15 protein-coding genes are annotated in these 17,707 nt (G+C 45.3%); 5 read left to right on the forward strand and 10 right to left on the reverse strand.

Annotation, left to right across the window (positions count from 1 at the left end):
• The first annotated feature begins 37 nt into the window (after positions 1-37).
• Positions 38-2,323, forward strand: coding sequence for a helix-turn-helix domain-containing protein (locus tag AAA938_RS02805; RefSeq protein ID WP_338227104.1), 2,286 nt, complete (start codon positions 38-40; stop codon positions 2,321-2,323).
• A 51-nt stretch (positions 2,324-2,374) separates the two neighbouring features.
• Here AAA938_RS02805 and AAA938_RS02810 read toward each other — a convergent pair whose 3' ends face one another.
• The 3 genes from AAA938_RS02810 to AAA938_RS02820 all read right to left on the reverse strand — a co-directional run bounded on the left by AAA938_RS02810 (position 2,375) and on the right by AAA938_RS02820 (position 5,763).
• Positions 2,375-3,892, reverse strand: coding sequence for a M20/M25/M40 family metallo-hydrolase (locus AAA938_RS02810; RefSeq protein WP_338227105.1), 1,518 nt, complete (start codon positions 3,890-3,892; stop codon positions 2,375-2,377).
• A gap of 109 nt (positions 3,893-4,001) precedes the next feature.
• On the reverse strand, positions 4,002-4,706 hold the full coding sequence (locus AAA938_RS02815; protein ID WP_338227107.1) for an SIMPL domain-containing protein: 705 nt from the start codon (positions 4,704-4,706) through the stop codon (positions 4,002-4,004).
• An 85-nt stretch (positions 4,707-4,791) separates the two neighbouring features.
• On the reverse strand, positions 4,792-5,763 hold the full coding sequence (locus tag AAA938_RS02820; RefSeq protein WP_338227108.1) for a Kelch repeat-containing protein: 972 nt from the start codon (positions 5,761-5,763) through the stop codon (positions 4,792-4,794).
• Positions 5,764-5,904: 141 nt separating this feature from the next.
• Here AAA938_RS02820 and AAA938_RS02825 point away from each other — a divergent pair, with 141 nt between their 5' ends.
• Positions 5,905-6,270 carry a four helix bundle protein gene (locus tag AAA938_RS02825; RefSeq protein WP_338227109.1) on the forward strand — a complete coding sequence of 122 codons (366 nt, stop codon included), beginning with the start codon at positions 5,905-5,907 and terminating at the stop codon, positions 6,268-6,270.
• A 55-nt stretch (positions 6,271-6,325) separates the two neighbouring features.
• Here AAA938_RS02825 and AAA938_RS02830 read toward each other — a convergent pair whose 3' ends face one another.
• The 6 genes from AAA938_RS02830 to AAA938_RS02855 all read right to left on the reverse strand — a co-directional run bounded on the left by AAA938_RS02830 (position 6,326) and on the right by AAA938_RS02855 (position 12,619).
• On the reverse strand, positions 6,326-7,174 hold the full coding sequence (locus AAA938_RS02830) for a prephenate dehydrogenase (protein WP_338227110.1): 849 nt from the start codon (positions 7,172-7,174) through the stop codon (positions 6,326-6,328).
• Between the two features lie 7 nt (positions 7,175-7,181).
• The gene (locus AAA938_RS02835; protein ID WP_338227112.1) at positions 7,182-8,330 is read right to left on the reverse strand and encodes a pyridoxal phosphate-dependent aminotransferase; all 1,149 of its coding nucleotides are present in this window, start codon (positions 8,328-8,330) and stop codon (positions 7,182-7,184) included.
• The gene (locus tag AAA938_RS02840) at positions 8,327-9,151 is read right to left on the reverse strand and encodes a prephenate dehydratase (RefSeq protein WP_338227113.1); all 825 of its coding nucleotides are present in this window, start codon (positions 9,149-9,151) and stop codon (positions 8,327-8,329) included. Before AAA938_RS02840 ends, AAA938_RS02835 begins: the two co-directional genes overlap by 4 nt.
• Positions 9,148-10,380: a 3-phosphoshikimate 1-carboxyvinyltransferase gene (locus AAA938_RS02845; RefSeq protein WP_338227114.1), complete on the reverse strand. Its 1,233-nt coding sequence runs from the start codon at positions 10,378-10,380 to the stop codon at positions 9,148-9,150. Before AAA938_RS02845 ends, AAA938_RS02840 begins: the two co-directional genes overlap by 4 nt.
• Positions 10,381-10,392: 12 nt before the next feature.
• The gene (gene aroB, locus AAA938_RS02850; protein WP_338227115.1) at positions 10,393-11,442 is read right to left on the reverse strand and encodes a 3-dehydroquinate synthase; all 1,050 of its coding nucleotides are present in this window, start codon (positions 11,440-11,442) and stop codon (positions 10,393-10,395) included.
• Positions 11,443-11,521: 79 nt separating this feature from the next.
• The gene (locus AAA938_RS02855; protein ID WP_338227116.1) at positions 11,522-12,619 is read right to left on the reverse strand and encodes a chorismate mutase; all 1,098 of its coding nucleotides are present in this window, start codon (positions 12,617-12,619) and stop codon (positions 11,522-11,524) included.
• Positions 12,620-13,073: 454 nt separating this feature from the next.
• On the opposite strand from AAA938_RS02855, the gene AAA938_RS02860 reads away from it, so the two are divergent.
• The gene (locus tag AAA938_RS02860; protein WP_338227117.1) at positions 13,074-13,274 is read left to right on the forward strand and encodes a DUF433 domain-containing protein; all 201 of its coding nucleotides are present in this window, start codon (positions 13,074-13,076) and stop codon (positions 13,272-13,274) included.
• 76 nt (positions 13,275-13,350) lie between these two features.
• Here the strand turns inward: AAA938_RS02860 and AAA938_RS02865 are convergent, their stop codons facing one another.
• Positions 13,351-14,424: a chorismate mutase gene (locus AAA938_RS02865; RefSeq protein ID WP_338227119.1), complete on the reverse strand. Its 1,074-nt coding sequence runs from the start codon at positions 14,422-14,424 to the stop codon at positions 13,351-13,353.
• Between the two features lie 154 nt (positions 14,425-14,578).
• On the opposite strand from AAA938_RS02865, the gene AAA938_RS02870 reads away from it, so the two are divergent.
• Both AAA938_RS02870 and lysS read left to right on the forward strand, forming a co-directional pair.
• Positions 14,579-15,757 (forward strand): proline dehydrogenase family protein, encoded by a 1,179-nt coding sequence (locus tag AAA938_RS02870; RefSeq protein ID WP_338227120.1) that lies wholly within the window; start codon positions 14,579-14,581, stop codon positions 15,755-15,757.
• Between the two features lie 236 nt (positions 15,758-15,993).
• Complete coding sequence (gene lysS, locus AAA938_RS02875; protein ID WP_338227121.1) at positions 15,994-17,697, forward strand: lysine--tRNA ligase; 1,704 nt, start codon at positions 15,994-15,996, stop codon at positions 17,695-17,697.
• Positions 17,698-17,707 lie beyond the last annotated feature (10 nt).

The raw sequence follows: 17,707 nt of genomic DNA on the forward strand, positions 1-17,707 counted from the left end.
TGAATGGATTTTAATTCGGGTTTAGTAATTTAGTTGAATGGAAAATTTTTCAACTGATAAGCTTGACCTTGCTGCCCGATTTGTCAATACCACAGGAGCTCATCTTTTTTTGACAGGGAAGGCCGGAACCGGAAAAACAACTTTTCTGAAAGAGTTAGCGGGCAAAACCCATAAAAAATTCGTCGTGATTGCTCCGACCGGCATAGCTGCACTCAATGCCGGAGGGGTCACCATCCACTCTCAATTTCTCTTGCCTTTTGGGTCTTTTTTACCTGTCAGAGAGCCTGAGGGGAATTATACTGATCGCTTTGGATTTGTGTCCCAACTCACTTTGGCGAGGAAGCATCCCCTAAATCAGATCCGAAGAGATGTGCTCAAATCCATCGACCTATTGGTAATAGATGAGGTCAGTATGCTTCGTGCAGACATTTTGGATGCGATTGACTATCGGATGCGGAGTGTGAGGCGAAAATTCAATATTCCTTTTGGAGGAGTTCAGGTATTGTTTATTGGAGATTTGCATCAGTTGCCGCCTGTAGTGAAGGATGAAGAATGGGCGGTGCTTAAGCAGTTTTATGCTTCTATGCATTTCTTTGAAGCTCGATGTCTCAAAGGTGCGGGAATGATCTATCTGGAATTGGACCGGATTTTTAGGCAGCAGGAAGAAACATTTATCCGGGTGTTGAACCATCTTCGGGACAATAGGCCCACTTTAGAAGATATCCGCCTGCTAAATTCTCATTTCAAAAGTCCGGATGAAATTCGGCAGTTAAAAGATTGCATTACCCTGACTACACATAACTACAAGGCAGACGAAATCAATCGTAGGGAACTGAATCTTTTGGCAGAAAAGTCCTTTTTCTACGAAGCAGAAGTAGAGAAAGACTTTCCTGAAAATCTATTTCCCTTACCCAAAGAAATTGAGTTGAAAGTAGGAGCGAGAGTGATGTTTATCAAGAATGATACCTCCGGCCTATCTTCCTATTTCAATGGGAAACTAGCCACAGTTCTGACTCTGGAAGAGGATCAGATTGTGGTGGAAATGGATGGGAGCGGGGAAGAATATGTCCTGAGAAAGGAGCTTTGGGAAAACAAAAAATACCAGATTAATCCCGAAACCAAAGAGTTGGAAGAAGAGGTGATAGGGACATTTTCTCAATATCCCATCAAGCTAGCTTGGGCCGTGACCGTGCATAAAAGTCAGGGATTGACATTTGATCGCGCTATTATTGATGTGGGGCAGGCTTTTGCTCCCGGGCAAGTGTATGTGGCTTTGAGCCGGCTTCGAAGCTTGGACGGTTTGGTTTTAGGGACTAGAATCAGGGAAGATGTCATTTATACCGATCCCAAAGTGGTGGATTTTGTCAAATCCACGGATCAGCAAGAAGACCTGCACCAGCTTCTCCTACACCGTCAGGGGTTCTATTTGCAGGATTTGATAGATCAAACATTTGAATTTGAAAGCCTTTTGCAGGCTTTGAGGCTATTTGCCAAAGAGCATGACAGTTCGATGGAGTTTGAAGATCCTGAAATGCAAAAAGCCATTCCTGAGATCTATTCTCATTTGGAAAAAGAAGGGGAAAATACCCGGAAGTTCCGCGCTCAATTGATGATGCTTTTGCAGCAAAAGGAAAGGGAAAAGCTTCAGCAGAGATTGGAAAAAGGAATGGAATATTATCTGGATTTTCTCAGAAAACCCATCGAAATTATCCTGCTGCAGGAGCTGAAAACCGAGGCGCTCAGTAGAATCAAAAGCTATCAAAATGACCTGAGTGAACTGGAATTGGACCTGCTGAAAAAGTACATTCAGATTTCTAGTGTAGGAAAGTTGATTCAGCATATCCTGCATGGAGAGACCACTGGAAAAATCGGTGATTTTGATCAGGAAGCAGGGAAAATGCGAAAAGAGATGCTGAGCAAGCTAAGAATGGAAAATCCCGAGCTTCTACTTCCAAGTAAAACAAAAACTGGTCGGAAAAGAGCAAAAAATCCCAAACCATCCCTTCCTTCAGAGCCAAAAGAAAAGAAAGAAGACACCAAGTCCTGGAGTATTCGCCTGTATCTGGAAGGGAAAAAACCAGAGGAAATTGCCGAGGAACGGGGTTTTGCCTTAACCACTATCTATGGCCATCTAGCTCATGGGGTACGCCAAGGCTTGATTCCATTGGAGGATTTAGTGGACCCATCGACTATTGCAGAAATTCGGGCTGTGGCGGGAAAGTATAATGGACTAAAGGAGTACTATGAGCATTTTAACGGCCAATTTGATTATGAAACCCTTCGGCTCGTCATTTACAGTGAAAAGCAGGAAAAAGAAGATTAACGCTATCAAGTGAGCAGTCCATAGAATGAATACTAGGGACTGCTTTCCGACTTAATAGATTGGTTCCGTCAAAACACTGAGGATCGTCAAAATTCCCTCCTTATAATTCCCCAATCGGATATTTTCATTTGGACTATGCTGATTGTTGTCAGCATTCACGGTAGGGATGGTTACAGCTGGAATACCCAAAGCATCCACAAAGGGAGATATCGGAATGGAACCACCCGAAATCCGGATTTGTACCGGTTCCTGCCCAAAGGCCCTGGACATGGCCTTTCTCAACCAGGCTCCTGTCGGGGAGTCCATGGGAGTCCGGAAAGCCTGATAAGAAATGGACGTATTCACTTTCACAATTTTTGGATTGCTCATTCGCTCTTCGTCCGTGGGGTCTTTTTCTACAATATGGAAACCCTGATTTCGGATATGGTCTTTGATCAGGCCAAAAAGCCTTTCCGGATCCGACTCAGGCACCAATCTCATATCCAATTCTGCCACGGCTAGGTCAGGTACAATGGTTCTGGCTTCCGGTCCTACCCAAGCTGATCGCATCCCCCGAATATTCAGAGAGGGATATTGAATGCTTTCCTGATAAGTCTGTCCGACTTTGTCGGTTCTTCCCAAGCCCAATCGCTTTTGGATTGCAATCTCATCATCGGGAACAGCCTGAAGTATTGCTTTCTCTGTGTCCGTTAGATTGATTCCATCATAGAATCCCGGGATAATTACCCGGCCTTCCTCGTCTTTCATGGAAGCAAGAAGTTGGCTCATCAACAAGGCCGGGTTGGGAGCATAGTTTCCATAGTGGCCGCTGTGTTGGGGTAGTTTTGGACCGTAGGTGGTAAGAAACAATTCCGAAATACCTCTGGCGCCATAGCTAAGGGTAGGCAGGTTGGAGGTGTGTCTTGGGCCATCCATGATCAGCATCAGGTCAGCTTTCAGTTTTTCCTTGTATTGGACTACAGCTGCCGGAAGTCGGGGTGAGCCTTGCTCTTCTTCAAAATCCAAAATGATTTTAATGTGGTAATCCGAAGTTAGGCCTTGTTCAATCATCGCATCCCAAGCGGTAAGGAACATGGCGAAAGGTCCTTTGTCATCAGAAGTAGATCTCCCGTAAATCCTCCAATCCGGATTGTATTCAGCTTTGAGTCGGTCCATTGGGATAATCTCCCAGGTTGCGTCTGCTCTTTGTTGTTTTAGTGTGGGCTGGTAAGGATCATCCTGATTCCATTTGCTCCGATCTACAGCCTGACCATCGATGTGAAAGTAGAATAAGGCGGTTTTGGTAGCCCCTGCTTGCTTTTTTTCTGACAAAAGCAAGGGGATGCCTCCTGTATCCAAACGCTCCGAGGTCCATCCTCTGCTGGCAAAAGCTTGTTCACACCATTGGATATTGGGTTCGATCTGCTCAGGATAATAGGCGTCATTGGGAATCGAAACCAGTTCGTTGAGGAGTTGGATACCTCTTTGCCAATTGGCCTCCGTGAGCGTTTCAAGTTGGGATTGGTCAGGAGTCTGGGCGGAAAGGTTAAAGAAAATCCCTAAAACCGGGAGAAGAATTAGCTTTTTCATGGATGATATTTTGGGGAAAATAGGCAAAAGCCCCCCTTCATCCAAGTTCATTTTCTTGAGATTTTCTTTGGGTAAGGTCAAAAAAAAAGCCGCGATTGCGGCTTTTAGTTTAGTAGGTGTATTTGACAAAGACTCGCTTGCTGATGGTCTGCTGATCGGGATTAATGACCATTTCCGGGGCAGGGGCTGCATCAGCCATGACTCTCACATTCATGTCGTATCGTGGTTGGGGAGAATAGTTGGGCTCCATTCCCACATAGAAAACCCGCATTCCCTGGAGTTTTAAAGTACTGCCAATTAGCAAAGCCCTACTTTCGGCATCTTTTAGCGCTTCCGCCAAAAGGGTGTTTTCCAAAGACTTCCGGGTACTTTCCGCAATGCCAAAGTGGAAATTGTAACTCATATCTCCGGAAGATTGAATGGCATCGGAGATTTTGTGCAAGTCCTCATTGACTGGAGTAGTTACTATCCGAAGAGTCTGACGCGCGACGTAACCGCTGTCTCTCGAGGATCCACTTCGATAAATCCGATTTACATCCACGGAGTAGTTGTCAGCGATTAACTGATAGTTTTTGATTTTAGCCTTTTTCAAGCCTTCAGCTAAAATCTGAGCTTTTTTATTCAGCATAGTTACCGCATCGTTGACACGCAGAGATTTTTCTTCCAGACTGATGGTGAAAACCGCCTCATCAGGAGCGATTTTCCTTTCTGCATATCCTTCTACCTCGATGAGTGGCACTTGCTGGGTCATCTGCTGCGCAAAGACGAATGAAGAAAGTCCTAGGAAAAGGGAAAGTGTGAGAAGATGTTTCATATGAATATTAGTTTGCCTTGTTCCAATTCAAAAGCCGCTCCATTTAAGTTAAATACGGCTGAATTTTAGAGTTTTTAAGACTTGTTTATCTCAAATTCCACTCCAAATATTCCAAAGTGCTGATTTCTGGGCCACCACCACGATTAGCCGATCCTGCCTGAACCCATATTTTTCCATCTAAAAATGCTGCGCCTGTGCCGTGTCTGCCTTGATTCAGATTTGGAAGTTTACTCCAGGTGTGAGTGCGGGTGTCGAGCACTTCCACCTCGGAATGAGCTGGGACTTGAACTCCGCTTTCTCCGTTCAGCACGATCAGATAAGGACCGATTCCCAAGTTGGAATTGCCGGCACGTTCGGTTGGAATTCCGTTTTCGATAGTGTGCCAAGTCTTGGTTTTGAAGTCGTAGTAGTCCACTTCTTTGATGGTGGTGTCTATGACTCGGTTGTTTTTTGCATTGGAAGTTCTCCCACCGGCGAGGTATAAACGGTCTCCTACTATTGCTGCACTGATATGGTCTCGGGCTCTAGGAGCATCAGAAAGTGAAGTCCATTTGCCGGTTTTTGGGTCAAGTTCATCAAACCACGAGACGAAACCGTCATAGTGCCCATCCTGAATGCCGCAGACCATATAGATTTTATCGTTTCTTACAAAAACCCCCGCTGAGCCTCTAGTCCGACCTTCGGGGAGGGTCGGTCCATCTCGCCAGGTTTTGGTCTTTGGGTTAAAGATCAGAATGTTGGGGATCGGGGTTTCGTGGGGATAACCTCCAGTGAGTGCTCCCACTACCCATATTTCTCCATCGTAGCTGATGGCTTGGAAATGGTGAATTTCCACGGGTGCATCTGCCAGTTTGGTCCAGGTGTTGGTTTTTGGATCGTATTCTTCCACGGGTCTTTCGCCTCGACCTCCCAAGGAATAAAGCTTTTCATCGCAATCTACGAAGGAGTTTTCATGACGGGGAGTGGCTTCGGTTTTTGGAGTAAGGGTAGTCCAAGAATCTTGCGCGAAAAGGCTCGAGGAAAGCAGAAAGAAGAGTAGGATTATGCTGGGTTTCATAGGATTTTCTATTTCGGATATGGGATTTCGGATTTCGGTACTGCTTCAAGCAGATTTACTTTTTCAAGTGATTGATTTTAAATAATTTAAATATTCTTTTTTTCAATTTTTTCAAATCTATAATCTTAAAATCAAATCCCTATGAAAGAGCAATTGAAAATCCGGTTCAAAAAATTCGCTTTAAGTATAATTCAACTTTGTGATACGCTCCCTAGAAGAAACGCAACTTTTACAATAAGTAATCAGATTATCAGATCATCGACATCTATGGGAGCAAACTACAGGTCTGCACTACGTGGTCGATCTACTGCTGAATTCCTATCTAAATTGGGTATTGTCGAAGAAGAATCCGATGAGACCTTGTATTGGCTTGAATTGATCTCAGATTCTGGTTTGGCTAGTAAAGAGCAAATAGAGCAACTTTGGAAAGAATGCAATGAATTATTGGCGATTGTTGTCTCTACGATCAATACCACTCGCAAAAACCAGAAAAACTCAAAGTCTTAGTAATCAACTTTGAGTTTTATCAGACCGAAATCCAAAATCCGAAATCCGAAATCGTCTATTTTCCCAAATCTAATATATCCCGAATCTTATTGATCTCGGCCATTTCTTCATAAAGGCCTTTGCTGTCTCCCGATTCGATTTTATTCCTGAAATCAGTCAGATTGGCAATAAATCCATCCAATGCTGCAAGGATATTCTCCTTGTTTTCAGTGAAAATCGGAGCCCACATCGCCGGGCTGGATTTGGCCAGTCGTACGGTGGAAGCAAATCCCGAACCCGCCATATCAAAGATGTTTTTGTCATCCTGCATTCGCTGAAGGACTGTCTGCCCGAGCATAAATGAGGAGGCATGGGAAAGGTGAGAGACAAAAGCCAAATGCCGGTCATGCTCCTCCGGGTCCATAAATCGCAGCTTTAGGTTCAGTGCATCAAAAAGCTCATAGGCTTTCTCCTTCAGATGCAGGTCTGTTTTTTCCAGCTCGCAAATGATATTGACTTTTCTGTTCAGAAGATCTGCAAAAGCAGCTTTTGGGCCGGAATATTCTGTTCCGGCAATCGGGTGAGCAGCCAGATATTGCTTCCTCTTGGGGTGATCGGCCATCAAAGCGCAAAGCTTGGCTTTGGTCGAACCTACGTCAAAAACGAGCGTGTTTTCCCCCACCTGATCCAAAGTCTGTAGCAACAGGTCACCCAGAGTGTCCGCAGGAGTAGCCAAAATCACCAAGTCTGTATCCGCATCCGGAGTTTCTTTGGCTTCGGTGATGATCCCTAAGGTCAGGGCATCTTTTAAGTTTTGAGGATTGGAATCGTGACCGGAAATAACCAATTCTGGGAATTTTTGTCTGGCTCCCAGACCAAAAGAACCTCCCAAAAGTCCAAGTCCGATGATGTGTATTTTTTGCATAGCAAGGTTAAGGTTTGATACGGTTTATTGCTTCCAGAATTTTGAACTCAGGCATACAGAGAGATATCCGAACGTACTCGTTTCCTTCCGTGCCAAAGATTTTTCCGGGAGTGATGAAGATGTTTTTTTCATAAAGTAGCCAATCCACCAATTCCTCGGGGGATTTTTCGCCTTTTACTTTACACCAGACAAACAACCCTGTGGAGGATTTGTCATAGCTCAGGCTGAGTTGATCAGCCAATTTCCAGACGAGTTTTCGGCGGTTGGTGTAAATTTCATTTTGGTCAGCAAACCAACTTTTCCCCAAGGAAAGTGCGGCAATAGCCCCTTTTTGCAGGCCCAGAAACATGCCTGAATCCATGTTGGATTTCACTTTGAGCACCGCCTCGACCAAATCAGACCTTCCGCAAAGCATGCCCACCCTCCATCCGGGCATGTTGAAGGTTTTGCTTAGAGAGTTGAGCTCTAAGGCCACGTCTTTTCCGCCCGGAATGCTCAAAATGCTTAAAGGCTGAGGATTCAGAATATGGCTGTAGGGATTGTCATTCACCAGGATGATGTCGTGCTTTTGGGCAAAAGCAACCAGTTCGGTCAGGATTTCTACCGAACCAGCCGCTCCGGTAGGCATGTGTGGATAGTTGATCCACATCAATTTTACTCGGCTGAGGTCTTGGTTTTCCAAATGCTCGAGATCCGGTCTTCCTTTTTTCTCCAAATCCAAGGAGTAAAAAATCGGCTCAGCTTCCAGCAATTTGGTCACTGAGGTGTAGGTAGGATATCCCGGATTGGGGATCAAAACCTGATCGCCTGGATTAAGAAAAGCCATGCTGATATGCATAATGCCTTCCTTGGACCCCATCAAGGGCAAGATCTCTTTGTTTGGAACCAACTCTACCCCAAACTCCCGGTGGTAAAAGGAAGCCATGGCAATCCGCAATTCGGGAATGCCCTGATAGCTTTGGTAGCCATGGGCCTGACCGTTTTCGGCAGTGGCTTTGAGTGCCTCAATCACACTGCGATCGGGAGCTAAATCAGGTGACCCAATACCCAAATTGATGACAGGTTTCCCCTGAGCAATGAGCTGGTTTACTTCTCTGAGCTTGGCCGAAAAGTAGTACTCTTCGACACTGTTGATTCTGTTTGCGAATCCCTTCATCCTTTCCTGCTTCTGTATTCCCCAAAAATTTTCAAGTCACCAAAATCTTTGACAACCAGACTCATTGCCTCCCGAAACTGATTGTAGTCCCCAAACTCCGCATCGATGAAAAAGGCATATTCCCAGGGCTTTTCCATTACCGGAATCGACTGGATTTTGCTCAGGTTCAGCCCCTTTTCGGCCAGCATGGTAAGTAATTTGGCTAATCCTCCTGATTCGTTTCGGATGGTTATTTTCATCGAAGCTTTGTTGGGAAGGATTTTGGTATGTATGTTTTCCTTTTGCAAAAGGATAAAGCGGGTGAAGTTGTCCTTCACCGTCTGAATGTCTCTGGCTAAAACCTCCAATCCATAGATCTCAGCTGCGATTTCACTGGCAATTGCGGCAACTCCGGTTAGTTTTTCCTCTGAAATCCGCTTGGCTACCGAGGCGGTATCTACATCGTCAAATTGCTGGATATGCGGATGTTTTGCCAAAAAAGCCTTACATTGAAGCAAAGCCATAGGGTGAGAACGGACTTCTTTGATTTCTTCGATGGTTTGACCTGGCAAAGCCATCAGCTGATGGGCAATAGGCAGGTAGTATTCATCCCGGATAAAGAGCTCATATCGATCGATGAGGTCGTAATTCGGTAAAATGGCGCCGGCGATAGAGTTCTCGATGGCCATCACCCCAAAATCAGCCTGTCCCTCTGCTACGGACTTGGCTACTGGCTCAAAAGTATTGAAGGTCAAAATTTCGGTTTCAGTACCGAAATTTTTCAAGGCAACTTGATGATGGAAGGAACCCGGCACTCCCTGGATGGCAATTTTTAGACTCATGCTTCGCTCAGGATTTCAGATTGTACGCCTGTCAATGCAACATGCTTCCAAAAGCTGGGGTAAGACTTATTGACCACATCGGGCTCTTCGATCAGCACTTCTGTTTTGGTCAACAGAGGCATAAATGCCATAGCCATGCGATGGTCGTCGTAGGTGTGGATTTGCACTTGATGAGGCATGGTGACCGATGGGATGACTTGGAAAACCTCGGGCTCGATTTCCTTCAATTCGGCGTTAAACTTGGCCAACTCTTGCTGAAGGGCATAGATTCGATCGGTTTCCTTGATTCTCAGACTCTCGAGGCCAGTGAAAATGGCATTTTGACCCAAGATCGCGCAGGTCACTGCCACTGTCTGGGCAAGGTCGGGACAATGGGTGAAATCCCAGTTTTGAAGGCCTTTTACGGGCTGTTTCTGCAATAAAACGCCACCTTTTTCAAAAGTAGATTTCACACCTAAGTGATCCATGATCTCCACAATAGCGGAGTCTCCCTGAAGGCTGTTTTCTTTCAAGCCTTCTAAAAATAGCTCTCCCGAATCCGCACAGGCCAAGAGGCTAAACCAATAGCTCGCGCCCGACCAGTCGCTTTCCACCGCAAAACGAGTGGGTTGGTAGTATTGATGAGGAACATGGATTCTGTTTCCTTCCCAAATGTAGCTGATGCCGAATTGAGCCATCAGCTCCAAAGTCATCTCGATATAGGTCCGACTTCCGACTTTTCCTTCCAGCTCAATCTCCAAACCCATGGGTAAAATCGGTGCAATCATCAGCATCGCCGAGATGTACTGACTGGACACATCTCCACGGATTTTTACCTTATCGGTGGTCTGCTCAGGAAGTCCGTGAATGGCCATAGGAGGGTAACCTTCGTTGTTCAAATAATGAATCTCCGCTCCGATGGACCTCAGGGCATCTACCAGTATTCCTATTGGTCGCTCGCACATGCGGGCAGTACCGGTCATTACCTTTTTCTGGTTGGTCACTGTGGCATAGGCGGTCAAAAAGCGCATAGTCGTCCCAGCATCCAAAACATCAAATACCGGAGGACTGGTTTCCAACAAACGGATCATGGTTTGGGTGTCCCGGGCTTCTGCCAGGTTGGTGATTTCGTTTTTTCCAAAAGTCAAAGCATCGATGACCAAGGCCCGATTGGATTCACTTTTGGAGGAAGGAAGTGGGATTTGTATAGAGTCAAATTCGCTTTTTTGAGCAAGGCGAAGGATATGCATAAGGGAAATGATCTAGGCCGTAGCCGGTTGTAGTTGCTGGTAATAGTGGATCGCATTCTTGATTTCCTCTCGGTTCACCGGGATATTGTAGGTACAATTGCCGATGGATTCGAGAAGAGAAAAAAGAATCGTTTGACCTTCGTTTTTCTTGTCTTGGGTGCAGATGTCAAGTATTGGGTCGAGTTCGTGAGCGGAAAAGTCAACTTTCCCATAGACCTGAAGAAGGAATTGGCTCATTTCTTCAAACTCTTCAAAGCTGAGTCCCACTTTTTTGAAGGAAAGAAAGCCCTCAGAGATCATTCCCAAGGCAATGGCTTCCCCATGAAGGAGATGGTTTTGGGTATCGAGGAAAAAGGACTCAAAGGCATGCCCAATGGTATGGCCAAAGTTGAGGATTTTGCGCAGTCCATTTTCTTTGGGGTCGGCCTCTACCACTGCTTTTTTGATTCCTACAGAGTGGCGAATCAGACTTTCCCAGTCTTGAGTTTCCCAATTTTTGGATTGGAGTTTTCTGAAATAGGCTTTGTTCCGAATCAATCCGTGTTTGATGATTTCCGCATAGCCCGACCGAAGCTCGGTTTTGGGTAGTGTTTTGAGAAATTCGGGGGCGATTACTACCGTTTCGGGTTCGTTGAACACGCCGAGATGGTTTTTTAGCCCTTTGAAATCCACTCCCAACTTGCCTCCAACGCTGGCATCCACTTGAGATAGAAGGGTAGTGGGGCAATTGATGAAGCGGATTCCTCTTTTGTAGATGCTTGCGCAAAAACCACCCATATCTCCGATAACGCCTCCGCCAAGATTGAGCATGAGTGCTTTTCGATCTAGAGCCTCCTCAGTCATTCGACTCCAAATCAGGGAACAAGTGTCCAGATTTTTGTGAATTTCTCCCGCTGCAACGGATATGAAAACTGTGTTTGAAGGCAGGATCTCCTTCACAATTGGAAGACAATGATGCTGGGTATTTGTGTCTGTCAGAACCACCAATCTGGAAAAGGAAATTTGAGCCAAAAGCTCAGAAAGGTATGGGTTGATATCAGATGAGAAAATGACGGATTCCACGGATTGACCGATTTGATGAAGAAGCTAAGTTAGGAAAGCAGCCCCGAAAGGGACAGCCTTCCCGAATTTGAGAGCAGATTTATTTTTTAACCGGTTCGGCCTCACGCAATTGTTTTTCCTGACGCTTCACGGATTCTTCATGGATGCAGTAAAGAAGCTCTTTCATGAATTTCTCACTCAGGTGTTTCTTCACTCCTTTTTGCGTTCTGGATTCCATTACTTCTTTCCAGCGATCGGATTGAAATACGGTAAGATGGTGCTCGCGCTTATGATTACCGATCTGATCAATTACGGCAAATCTTTCCTGAAGAATATCCAAAAGCTGGTCATCCAGGTGATCCACTGCACGACGAAGATCCTGTAGACGCTCATCGGGCTTCATGTTTTCCAATGGAGTTTTGAAGTCGATCGAGAGGATGATCTCCTTCAGTCTATTCGGAGTCACTTGCTGCTTGGCATCCGACCAGGCTTTGTCAGGGTTGTGATGAGTCTCGATCATCAAGCCATCAAGACCAAAGTTCATTGCGCTTTGAGCCACTTCCAGCAAACCATCCCTTCGGCCCACAATGTGCGAAGGGTCGTTAATGACTTCCATTCCGGTCCACTCACGCTTAAGGTGAATCGGCATAGACCAGTTGGGCTTATTTCTGTAGCGCTTGTCGTAGGCGTCAGAGAATCCTCTATGGATGGCTGCAAGCTTATCAATGCCTACAGCGTACATTCTTTCCAAAGCCCCCATCCATAGTTCTAGGTCCGGATTCATCGGGTTTTTGATCATCACGGGTATATCCACTCCTCTGAGAGCTTCGGCAATCTCTTGGACTGCGAAAGGATTGACGGTAGTCCTGGCTCCGATCCACAGGACATCTACCTTGTGCTTGAGGGCAGACTCCACGTGCGCAGCATTACCTACCTCTGTGGTGATGGGGATATTGAGCTGATGGCGGACAATTTCCATCCACTTCAAGCCTTCTTCACCCACGCCTTCGAAGGAACCAGGTCGGGTTCTAGGCTTCCAAATCCCTGCTCTGAAGAGCTGGGGAACCATATTTTCTTCCTTCATTTCTTTACAGATCTGCTCGATCTGTTCTGGTGTTTCGGCGGAGCAAGGTCCTGCGATGATCAGCGGAGTGGTCAATCCCAATCCCCAGTCTTTGATTTGTTTGTGTGGCTTCATACGGCTTGAGCGTTTAAATGAAAAAAGCCCGGGTCTTTCGAACCGGGCTTTTGTGTTTTTATTTTCTTTTAGTTTTTGGCTAGGCAATACACAGCTCCGATTCGATTTTGTCTTCGAAAGTAAAAGTAAAAGAAGGTAAAATAGATTGCTGCTGTGATTAACATGCCCTAAAAGTAGGAGGGGAATTTTTAAATACAAAATTATTTTTGAAAGAAATTATTGAAGAGTTTCAATTGAAAAGGCTAAATGTTTGCGAATATTTCAATTGATCTGTTAAAAAAGACTCATTTTGAAATAAAATTTGTCTATTTTCCTATTTGTCGATTTAATATTTTGTTAAAATCTTTATTGAATTATTTGTGCTGGTTGAAAGTGACCTTAAGCTTATTTTTTGAACTTTGAAACATTTCTCAAGGATTAGATTGTTTTGACTGCAGATTGACTAACTTAAGCTATGAACTATCGCGACTATATAGAAATTAGACCTGATAAGCGATTTGGGAAACCTTGCCTGAAAGGAACTAGAATCAGTGTCTATGATGTCCTAAACTGGTTGGCAAATGGGATGTCAAAAGCTGAAATAATAGAAGATTTTGAGGAGATATCTGAGGAAATGATTAACGCTTGTCTTGCATTTCAAGCAACTCATAATTAGTCTCTTTTCAATTTATTTTCTTGATACTAGCTTCTTGATACCAGATACTTTTAGCTCACAGCTAGTCATTAGCCTCTCACTTATCCAAGATCTCCGTCTGCTTTCTGATCGATTCCTGATGGATCACCCGGTAGATCTCTTCGACGGCCTCTGAGTTCAATCCCAGTTTTCTTCCCCATTCCGGTCTGGATTGAAACACCTCCTGCCAACGCTCCCGCTGAAAAGCGGCCACATTGTTGGCTTTTTTGTATTCTCCGATTTTTTCGACCAAATGCATTCTTCGGGCAAAAGCCTCCAATAGCTCCCGATCGGATTCATCGATTTGCTGACGGATTTCTTCCAGTTGATGAAGAGCATCCGGTCCCTCAAAGTGAATTTTTCGGGTTTTTAAATAACCAATTAGTTCTCCAAGAGCTTCAGGAGTCAACTGTTGTGCAGCATCTGTCCATGCGGTATCCGGCTGATAATGCGACTCAATCATCAGTCCGTCAAAATTCAAATCCAAGGCCTTTTGGGCTATTTCCGGTACCAAAATCCGCTTGCCCGAGATATGGCTGGGATCGTTGATCATTGGGATTTCCGGACGGATGGTTCGAAACTCGATGGGGATTTGCCACATCGGTGAGTTTCGGTGGATGGTATCCCGATAGTTGGAAAAACCCCGATGGATTGCACCAAGGCGAGTTAGCCCCACACTCTCCAAGCGCTCAAATGCTCCTAACCACAAAGCCAAATCTGGATTAACCGGATTTTTGATCAAAACCGGAATATCCACTCCTCTGAGACTTTCGGCAATTTCCTGAACCGTAAACGGATTGACCGTGGACCTAGCCCCAATCCAAAGCACATCAATTCCACTTTTTAATGCCTCTTCAACGTGATTTGCCGCCGCCACTTCGATAGCAAATCTGACAGGATACTCTTTCTTTATTGATTCAATCCAAGGTAAAGCCAACGCTCCTATGCCCTCAAATCCGTTGGGCCTCGTTCTTGGTTTCCATACTCCCGCTCGGATCAATTGAATATTTTGCTTGACCAACTCAGAGACAGTTGCTCGCAATTGCTCAGGTGTCTCCGCACTACAGGGGCCTGCAATCAGGAAGGGGGCTTTTTCGAAATTAAATTCCGGAAAAGGAAAAAGATTTGTCATACTTGGGTTCATGGATGCAAAACTAGCTAGCCATATCCAAAGTTTCTTTGGATGAAAATTTTTGGATTTTTTCCTCAAACGCCTCCGGCAAAACCCAAACAAAGCGGAAGTGCCTGTGGTTTTTTTGATATCTTTGCAGCCTTAAATGAGCGATATGCCCGTCAAACCCAAAATTTCTTTTGAGAATCTGGAAGTGGCCTTTGCTTCCAAATCCGATGCAGAACTCAGAAAAATGTATCTGATTTTTGCAACCTTGAACAATAACCTGATCTCTGATCTGGGGATTGGCTTGGCCAACTTGGCCTTCAAGCTCAAGCTTCCGGTCAAGGGAATCATGAAAAAGACCATGTTTGGGCATTTCTGTGGGGGAGAAACTATCGCAGAAAGCATTCAGGCAGCGAGTAAGCTCGCCAAATATGGGGTGCATGCGATTTTGGATTTATCGGTCGAGGGAAAAGGAGATGAGGCTTCTTTTGACAAAACCTGTGAGGAAATCCATCAGACGCTCATCGAATCAGCCAAGACGGATTACATGCCTTTTGGGGTTTTCAAAGTGACCGGTTTGGGGGATTATCATATTATGGAAAAAATTCAGGCAGGTGAAAAACTCAGACCGGCTGAGGAAAAGGCATTTGCCAAAATGAAGGGGAGAGTGGACAAGCTCTGCAAGTCAGCCCACGATTTGGGCTTGAAAATCCTCGTGGATGCTGAGGAGTCCTGGTTCCAAAATGTAATCGATGACCTGGCTTATGAAGCCATGGAAAAATACAATCGGGAGCGCTGTGTGGTGTACAATACCTATCAGATGTATCGCCATGATTCCTTGGAACGATTGAAAAAGGCGCATCAAGTGGCGCTGGAGAAAGGTTATCATTTTGGTGCCAAGCCGGTTCGGGGTGCATACATGGAGAAAGAAAGGGAAAGAGCCGAGGAAGTGGGCTATGTGGATCCGATCCAACCCAATAAAGAAGCAACCGACCGGGATTACGATGCGGCCATTCAATACAGTGTGGAAAATGGAATTTACTTGGTTTGTGCCACACACAATGAGAAAAGCTCCTTGCAGCTAACCGATTGGATGAATCTCCATGGGATTGATCCCAAATCGGATCGGGTATTTTTCTCTCAACTTTATGGAATGAGCGACAATATATCCTTCAATCTGGCTAAAGCCGGATATCGTGTAGTCAAATACGTACCATACGGTCCGGTCGAAAAAGTAATGCCTTATCTAACCCGTCGCGCAGCGGAAAATACTTCCATTGCTGGCCAAAGCAGCCGAGAATTTGAGCTGGTGAAGCGGGAAATGAAGAGAAGAAAGAGTAGGGGGTAGGCCTTTTTCGAAAGTCAGAATGCTGAAGTCTGAAATCTGAAAAAGTTGACAGTAAGCAGTTAGCTGTTTTAGTCTGAGCACCTAAGAGACGAGAGTCTTACAGTCGAAGCCAGGTTGGAATAGGCGGTTATAAGTGAGTAGTAAATAGTAAGTAGTAAATAGGATTTGATCGTCCAAGTAGGGTTAAAAACATCGAACATCGGACATCAAACATCGGACAATAATTAACAAACAGAATGCAACTTCTTAGCGAACAGGAACTTGAACGTAGAAAAGACAGGGAAGAACTTTATGCCTTGGGGATTAATCCCTATCCGGCGGAGTCTTTTCCGGTCAATGTAACTGCCGAAGATATTCATAGAAATTACGAAAACAGAAAGACCGACTACAAGGACATTTCGATAGCAGGAAGATTGATGAGCCGAAGAATCATGGGTTCGGCCTCTTTTGGGGAAATCCAGGACTCTACCGGTCGCCTTCAGATCTATGTTCGTCGAGACGATATTTGTCCGGGAGAGGATAAGACCCTTTATAACAGCGTCTTCAAAAAGCTCTTGGGGATAGGTGATTTCGTTGGACTCAAAGGATACATTTTTACCACCCAAACAGGTGAAATTTCCCTTCACGTGACTGAGATGAAGGTCCTCTCCAAGGCGGTAAAACCTCTTCCTGTCGTGAAAAGAGACGAAGAAGGCAATGTCTATGACGGATTTACCGATCCTGAGCAGCGCTATCGTCAGCGATACGTGGACTTGACGGTCAATCCTGAATTCAAAAAGACATTTATCACCCGTTCCAGAATCATTTCCAACATGCGGCGCTATTTTGACGATCATGGATGGCTGGAAGTCGAGACGCCAATTCTTCAGGCAGTGCATGGTGGAGCGGCCGCAAGGCCATTTATGACCCATCACAATACCTTGGACATGCCGCTTTTTCTGAGAATCGCCAATGAGCTTTACCTCAAGCGATTGATCGTGGGAGGATTTGACGGGGTTTATGAGTTTGGAAAAATGTTCAGAAACGAAGGCATGGACCGAACTCACAATCCGGAATTTACCTCTATGGAAATCTATGTCGCCTACAAAGATTATATCTGGATGATGGAGATGGTGGAGGAGTTGCTCGAAAAAGTCACTGAATCCATTCATGGTGAGACGGTCGTGAAAGTGGGTGGAAAGGAAATTGACTTTGCAGGGCCATACCGCCGGCTGACCATGTTTGATTCCATCAAGGAATATGCAGGCATCGATGTGAGCGAAATGGATGAAGAAGGACTGAGAAAAGTTTGCGCTGACCTGGGTATCGAAGTGGATCCTTCCATGGGCAAAGGAAAACTGATCGATGAGATCTTCGGTGCCAAGGTGGAGGCCAATTTGGTTCAGCCAACTTATATCACAGACTACCCGATCGAGATGACTCCCTTGGCGAAAAAGCACCGCAGCAAAGCAGGATTGGTGGAGCGATTTGAGCTTTTTGTCAACGGAAAGGAAATTGCCAACGCCTATTCCGAGTTGAATGATCCGATCGATCAGCGTGAGCGATTTGAGGAGCAACTGAAACTGGCCGCTCGAGGAGACGATGAAGCGATGGCCATGGATGAGGATTTCCTTCGCTCGCTGGAATACGGCATGCCTCCTACTGCCGGTTTGGGTATCGGAATAGACCGATTGACCATGCTTCTGACTGACAATTCTACCATTCAAGAAGTCTTGTTTTTCCCTCAGATGAGACCGGAGAAAAAGGCGGTGGAACTCACCGAGGAAGAAAAAGTAATCATGGACTTACTGGGTAAAAACCATCCTGCTTCTCTTCCCGAATTGAAGTCTCAGTCCGGCCTAAGTGGCAAAAAATGGGATGTATCCATGAAAGGACTTTCTCAAAAAGGCTTGGTCAAAGTGACCAAGGAAGGAGAGAGTTTGACAGTGGATTTTATTTAGTAAACGAAAT

The organism is Algoriphagus taiwanensis, from assembly GCF_036245645.1.
GTDB classification, from domain to species: Bacteria; Bacteroidota; Bacteroidia; order Cytophagales; family Cyclobacteriaceae; genus Algoriphagus; species Algoriphagus taiwanensis.

What these genes read in the sequence shown, in the direction of transcription:
- AAA938_RS02805 (WP_338227104.1), top strand. Translation starts at nt 38, where the DNA reads ATGGAAAATTTTTCAACTGATAAGCTTGACCTTGCTGCCCGATTTGTC.
- AAA938_RS02810 (WP_338227105.1), bottom strand. Translation starts at nt 3,892, where the DNA reads ATGAAAAAGCTAATTCTTCTCCCGGTTTTAGGGATTTTCTTTAACCTT.
- AAA938_RS02815 (WP_338227107.1), bottom strand. Translation starts at nt 4,706, where the DNA reads ATGAAACATCTTCTCACACTTTCCCTTTTCCTAGGACTTTCTTCATTC.
- AAA938_RS02820 (WP_338227108.1), bottom strand. Translation starts at nt 5,763, where the DNA reads ATGAAACCCAGCATAATCCTACTCTTCTTTCTGCTTTCCTCGAGCCTT.
- AAA938_RS02825 (WP_338227109.1), top strand. Translation starts at nt 5,905, where the DNA reads ATGAAAGAGCAATTGAAAATCCGGTTCAAAAAATTCGCTTTAAGTATA.
- AAA938_RS02830 (WP_338227110.1), bottom strand. Translation starts at nt 7,174, where the DNA reads ATGCAAAAAATACACATCATCGGACTTGGACTTTTGGGAGGTTCTTTT.
- AAA938_RS02835 (WP_338227112.1), bottom strand. Translation starts at nt 8,330, where the DNA reads ATGAAGGGATTCGCAAACAGAATCAACAGTGTCGAAGAGTACTACTTT.
- AAA938_RS02840 (WP_338227113.1), bottom strand. Translation starts at nt 9,151, where the DNA reads ATGAGTCTAAAAATTGCCATCCAGGGAGTGCCGGGTTCCTTCCATCAT.
- AAA938_RS02845 (WP_338227114.1), bottom strand. Translation starts at nt 10,380, where the DNA reads ATGCATATCCTTCGCCTTGCTCAAAAAAGCGAATTTGACTCTATACAA.
- AAA938_RS02855 (WP_338227116.1), bottom strand. Translation starts at nt 12,619, where the DNA reads ATGAAGCCACACAAACAAATCAAAGACTGGGGATTGGGATTGACCACT.
- AAA938_RS02860 (WP_338227117.1), top strand. Translation starts at nt 13,074, where the DNA reads ATGAACTATCGCGACTATATAGAAATTAGACCTGATAAGCGATTTGGG.
- AAA938_RS02865 (WP_338227119.1), bottom strand. Translation starts at nt 14,424, where the DNA reads ATGACAAATCTTTTTCCTTTTCCGGAATTTAATTTCGAAAAAGCCCCC.
- AAA938_RS02870 (WP_338227120.1), top strand. Translation starts at nt 14,579, where the DNA reads ATGCCCGTCAAACCCAAAATTTCTTTTGAGAATCTGGAAGTGGCCTTT.
- lysS (WP_338227121.1), top strand. Translation starts at nt 15,994, where the DNA reads ATGCAACTTCTTAGCGAACAGGAACTTGAACGTAGAAAAGACAGGGAA.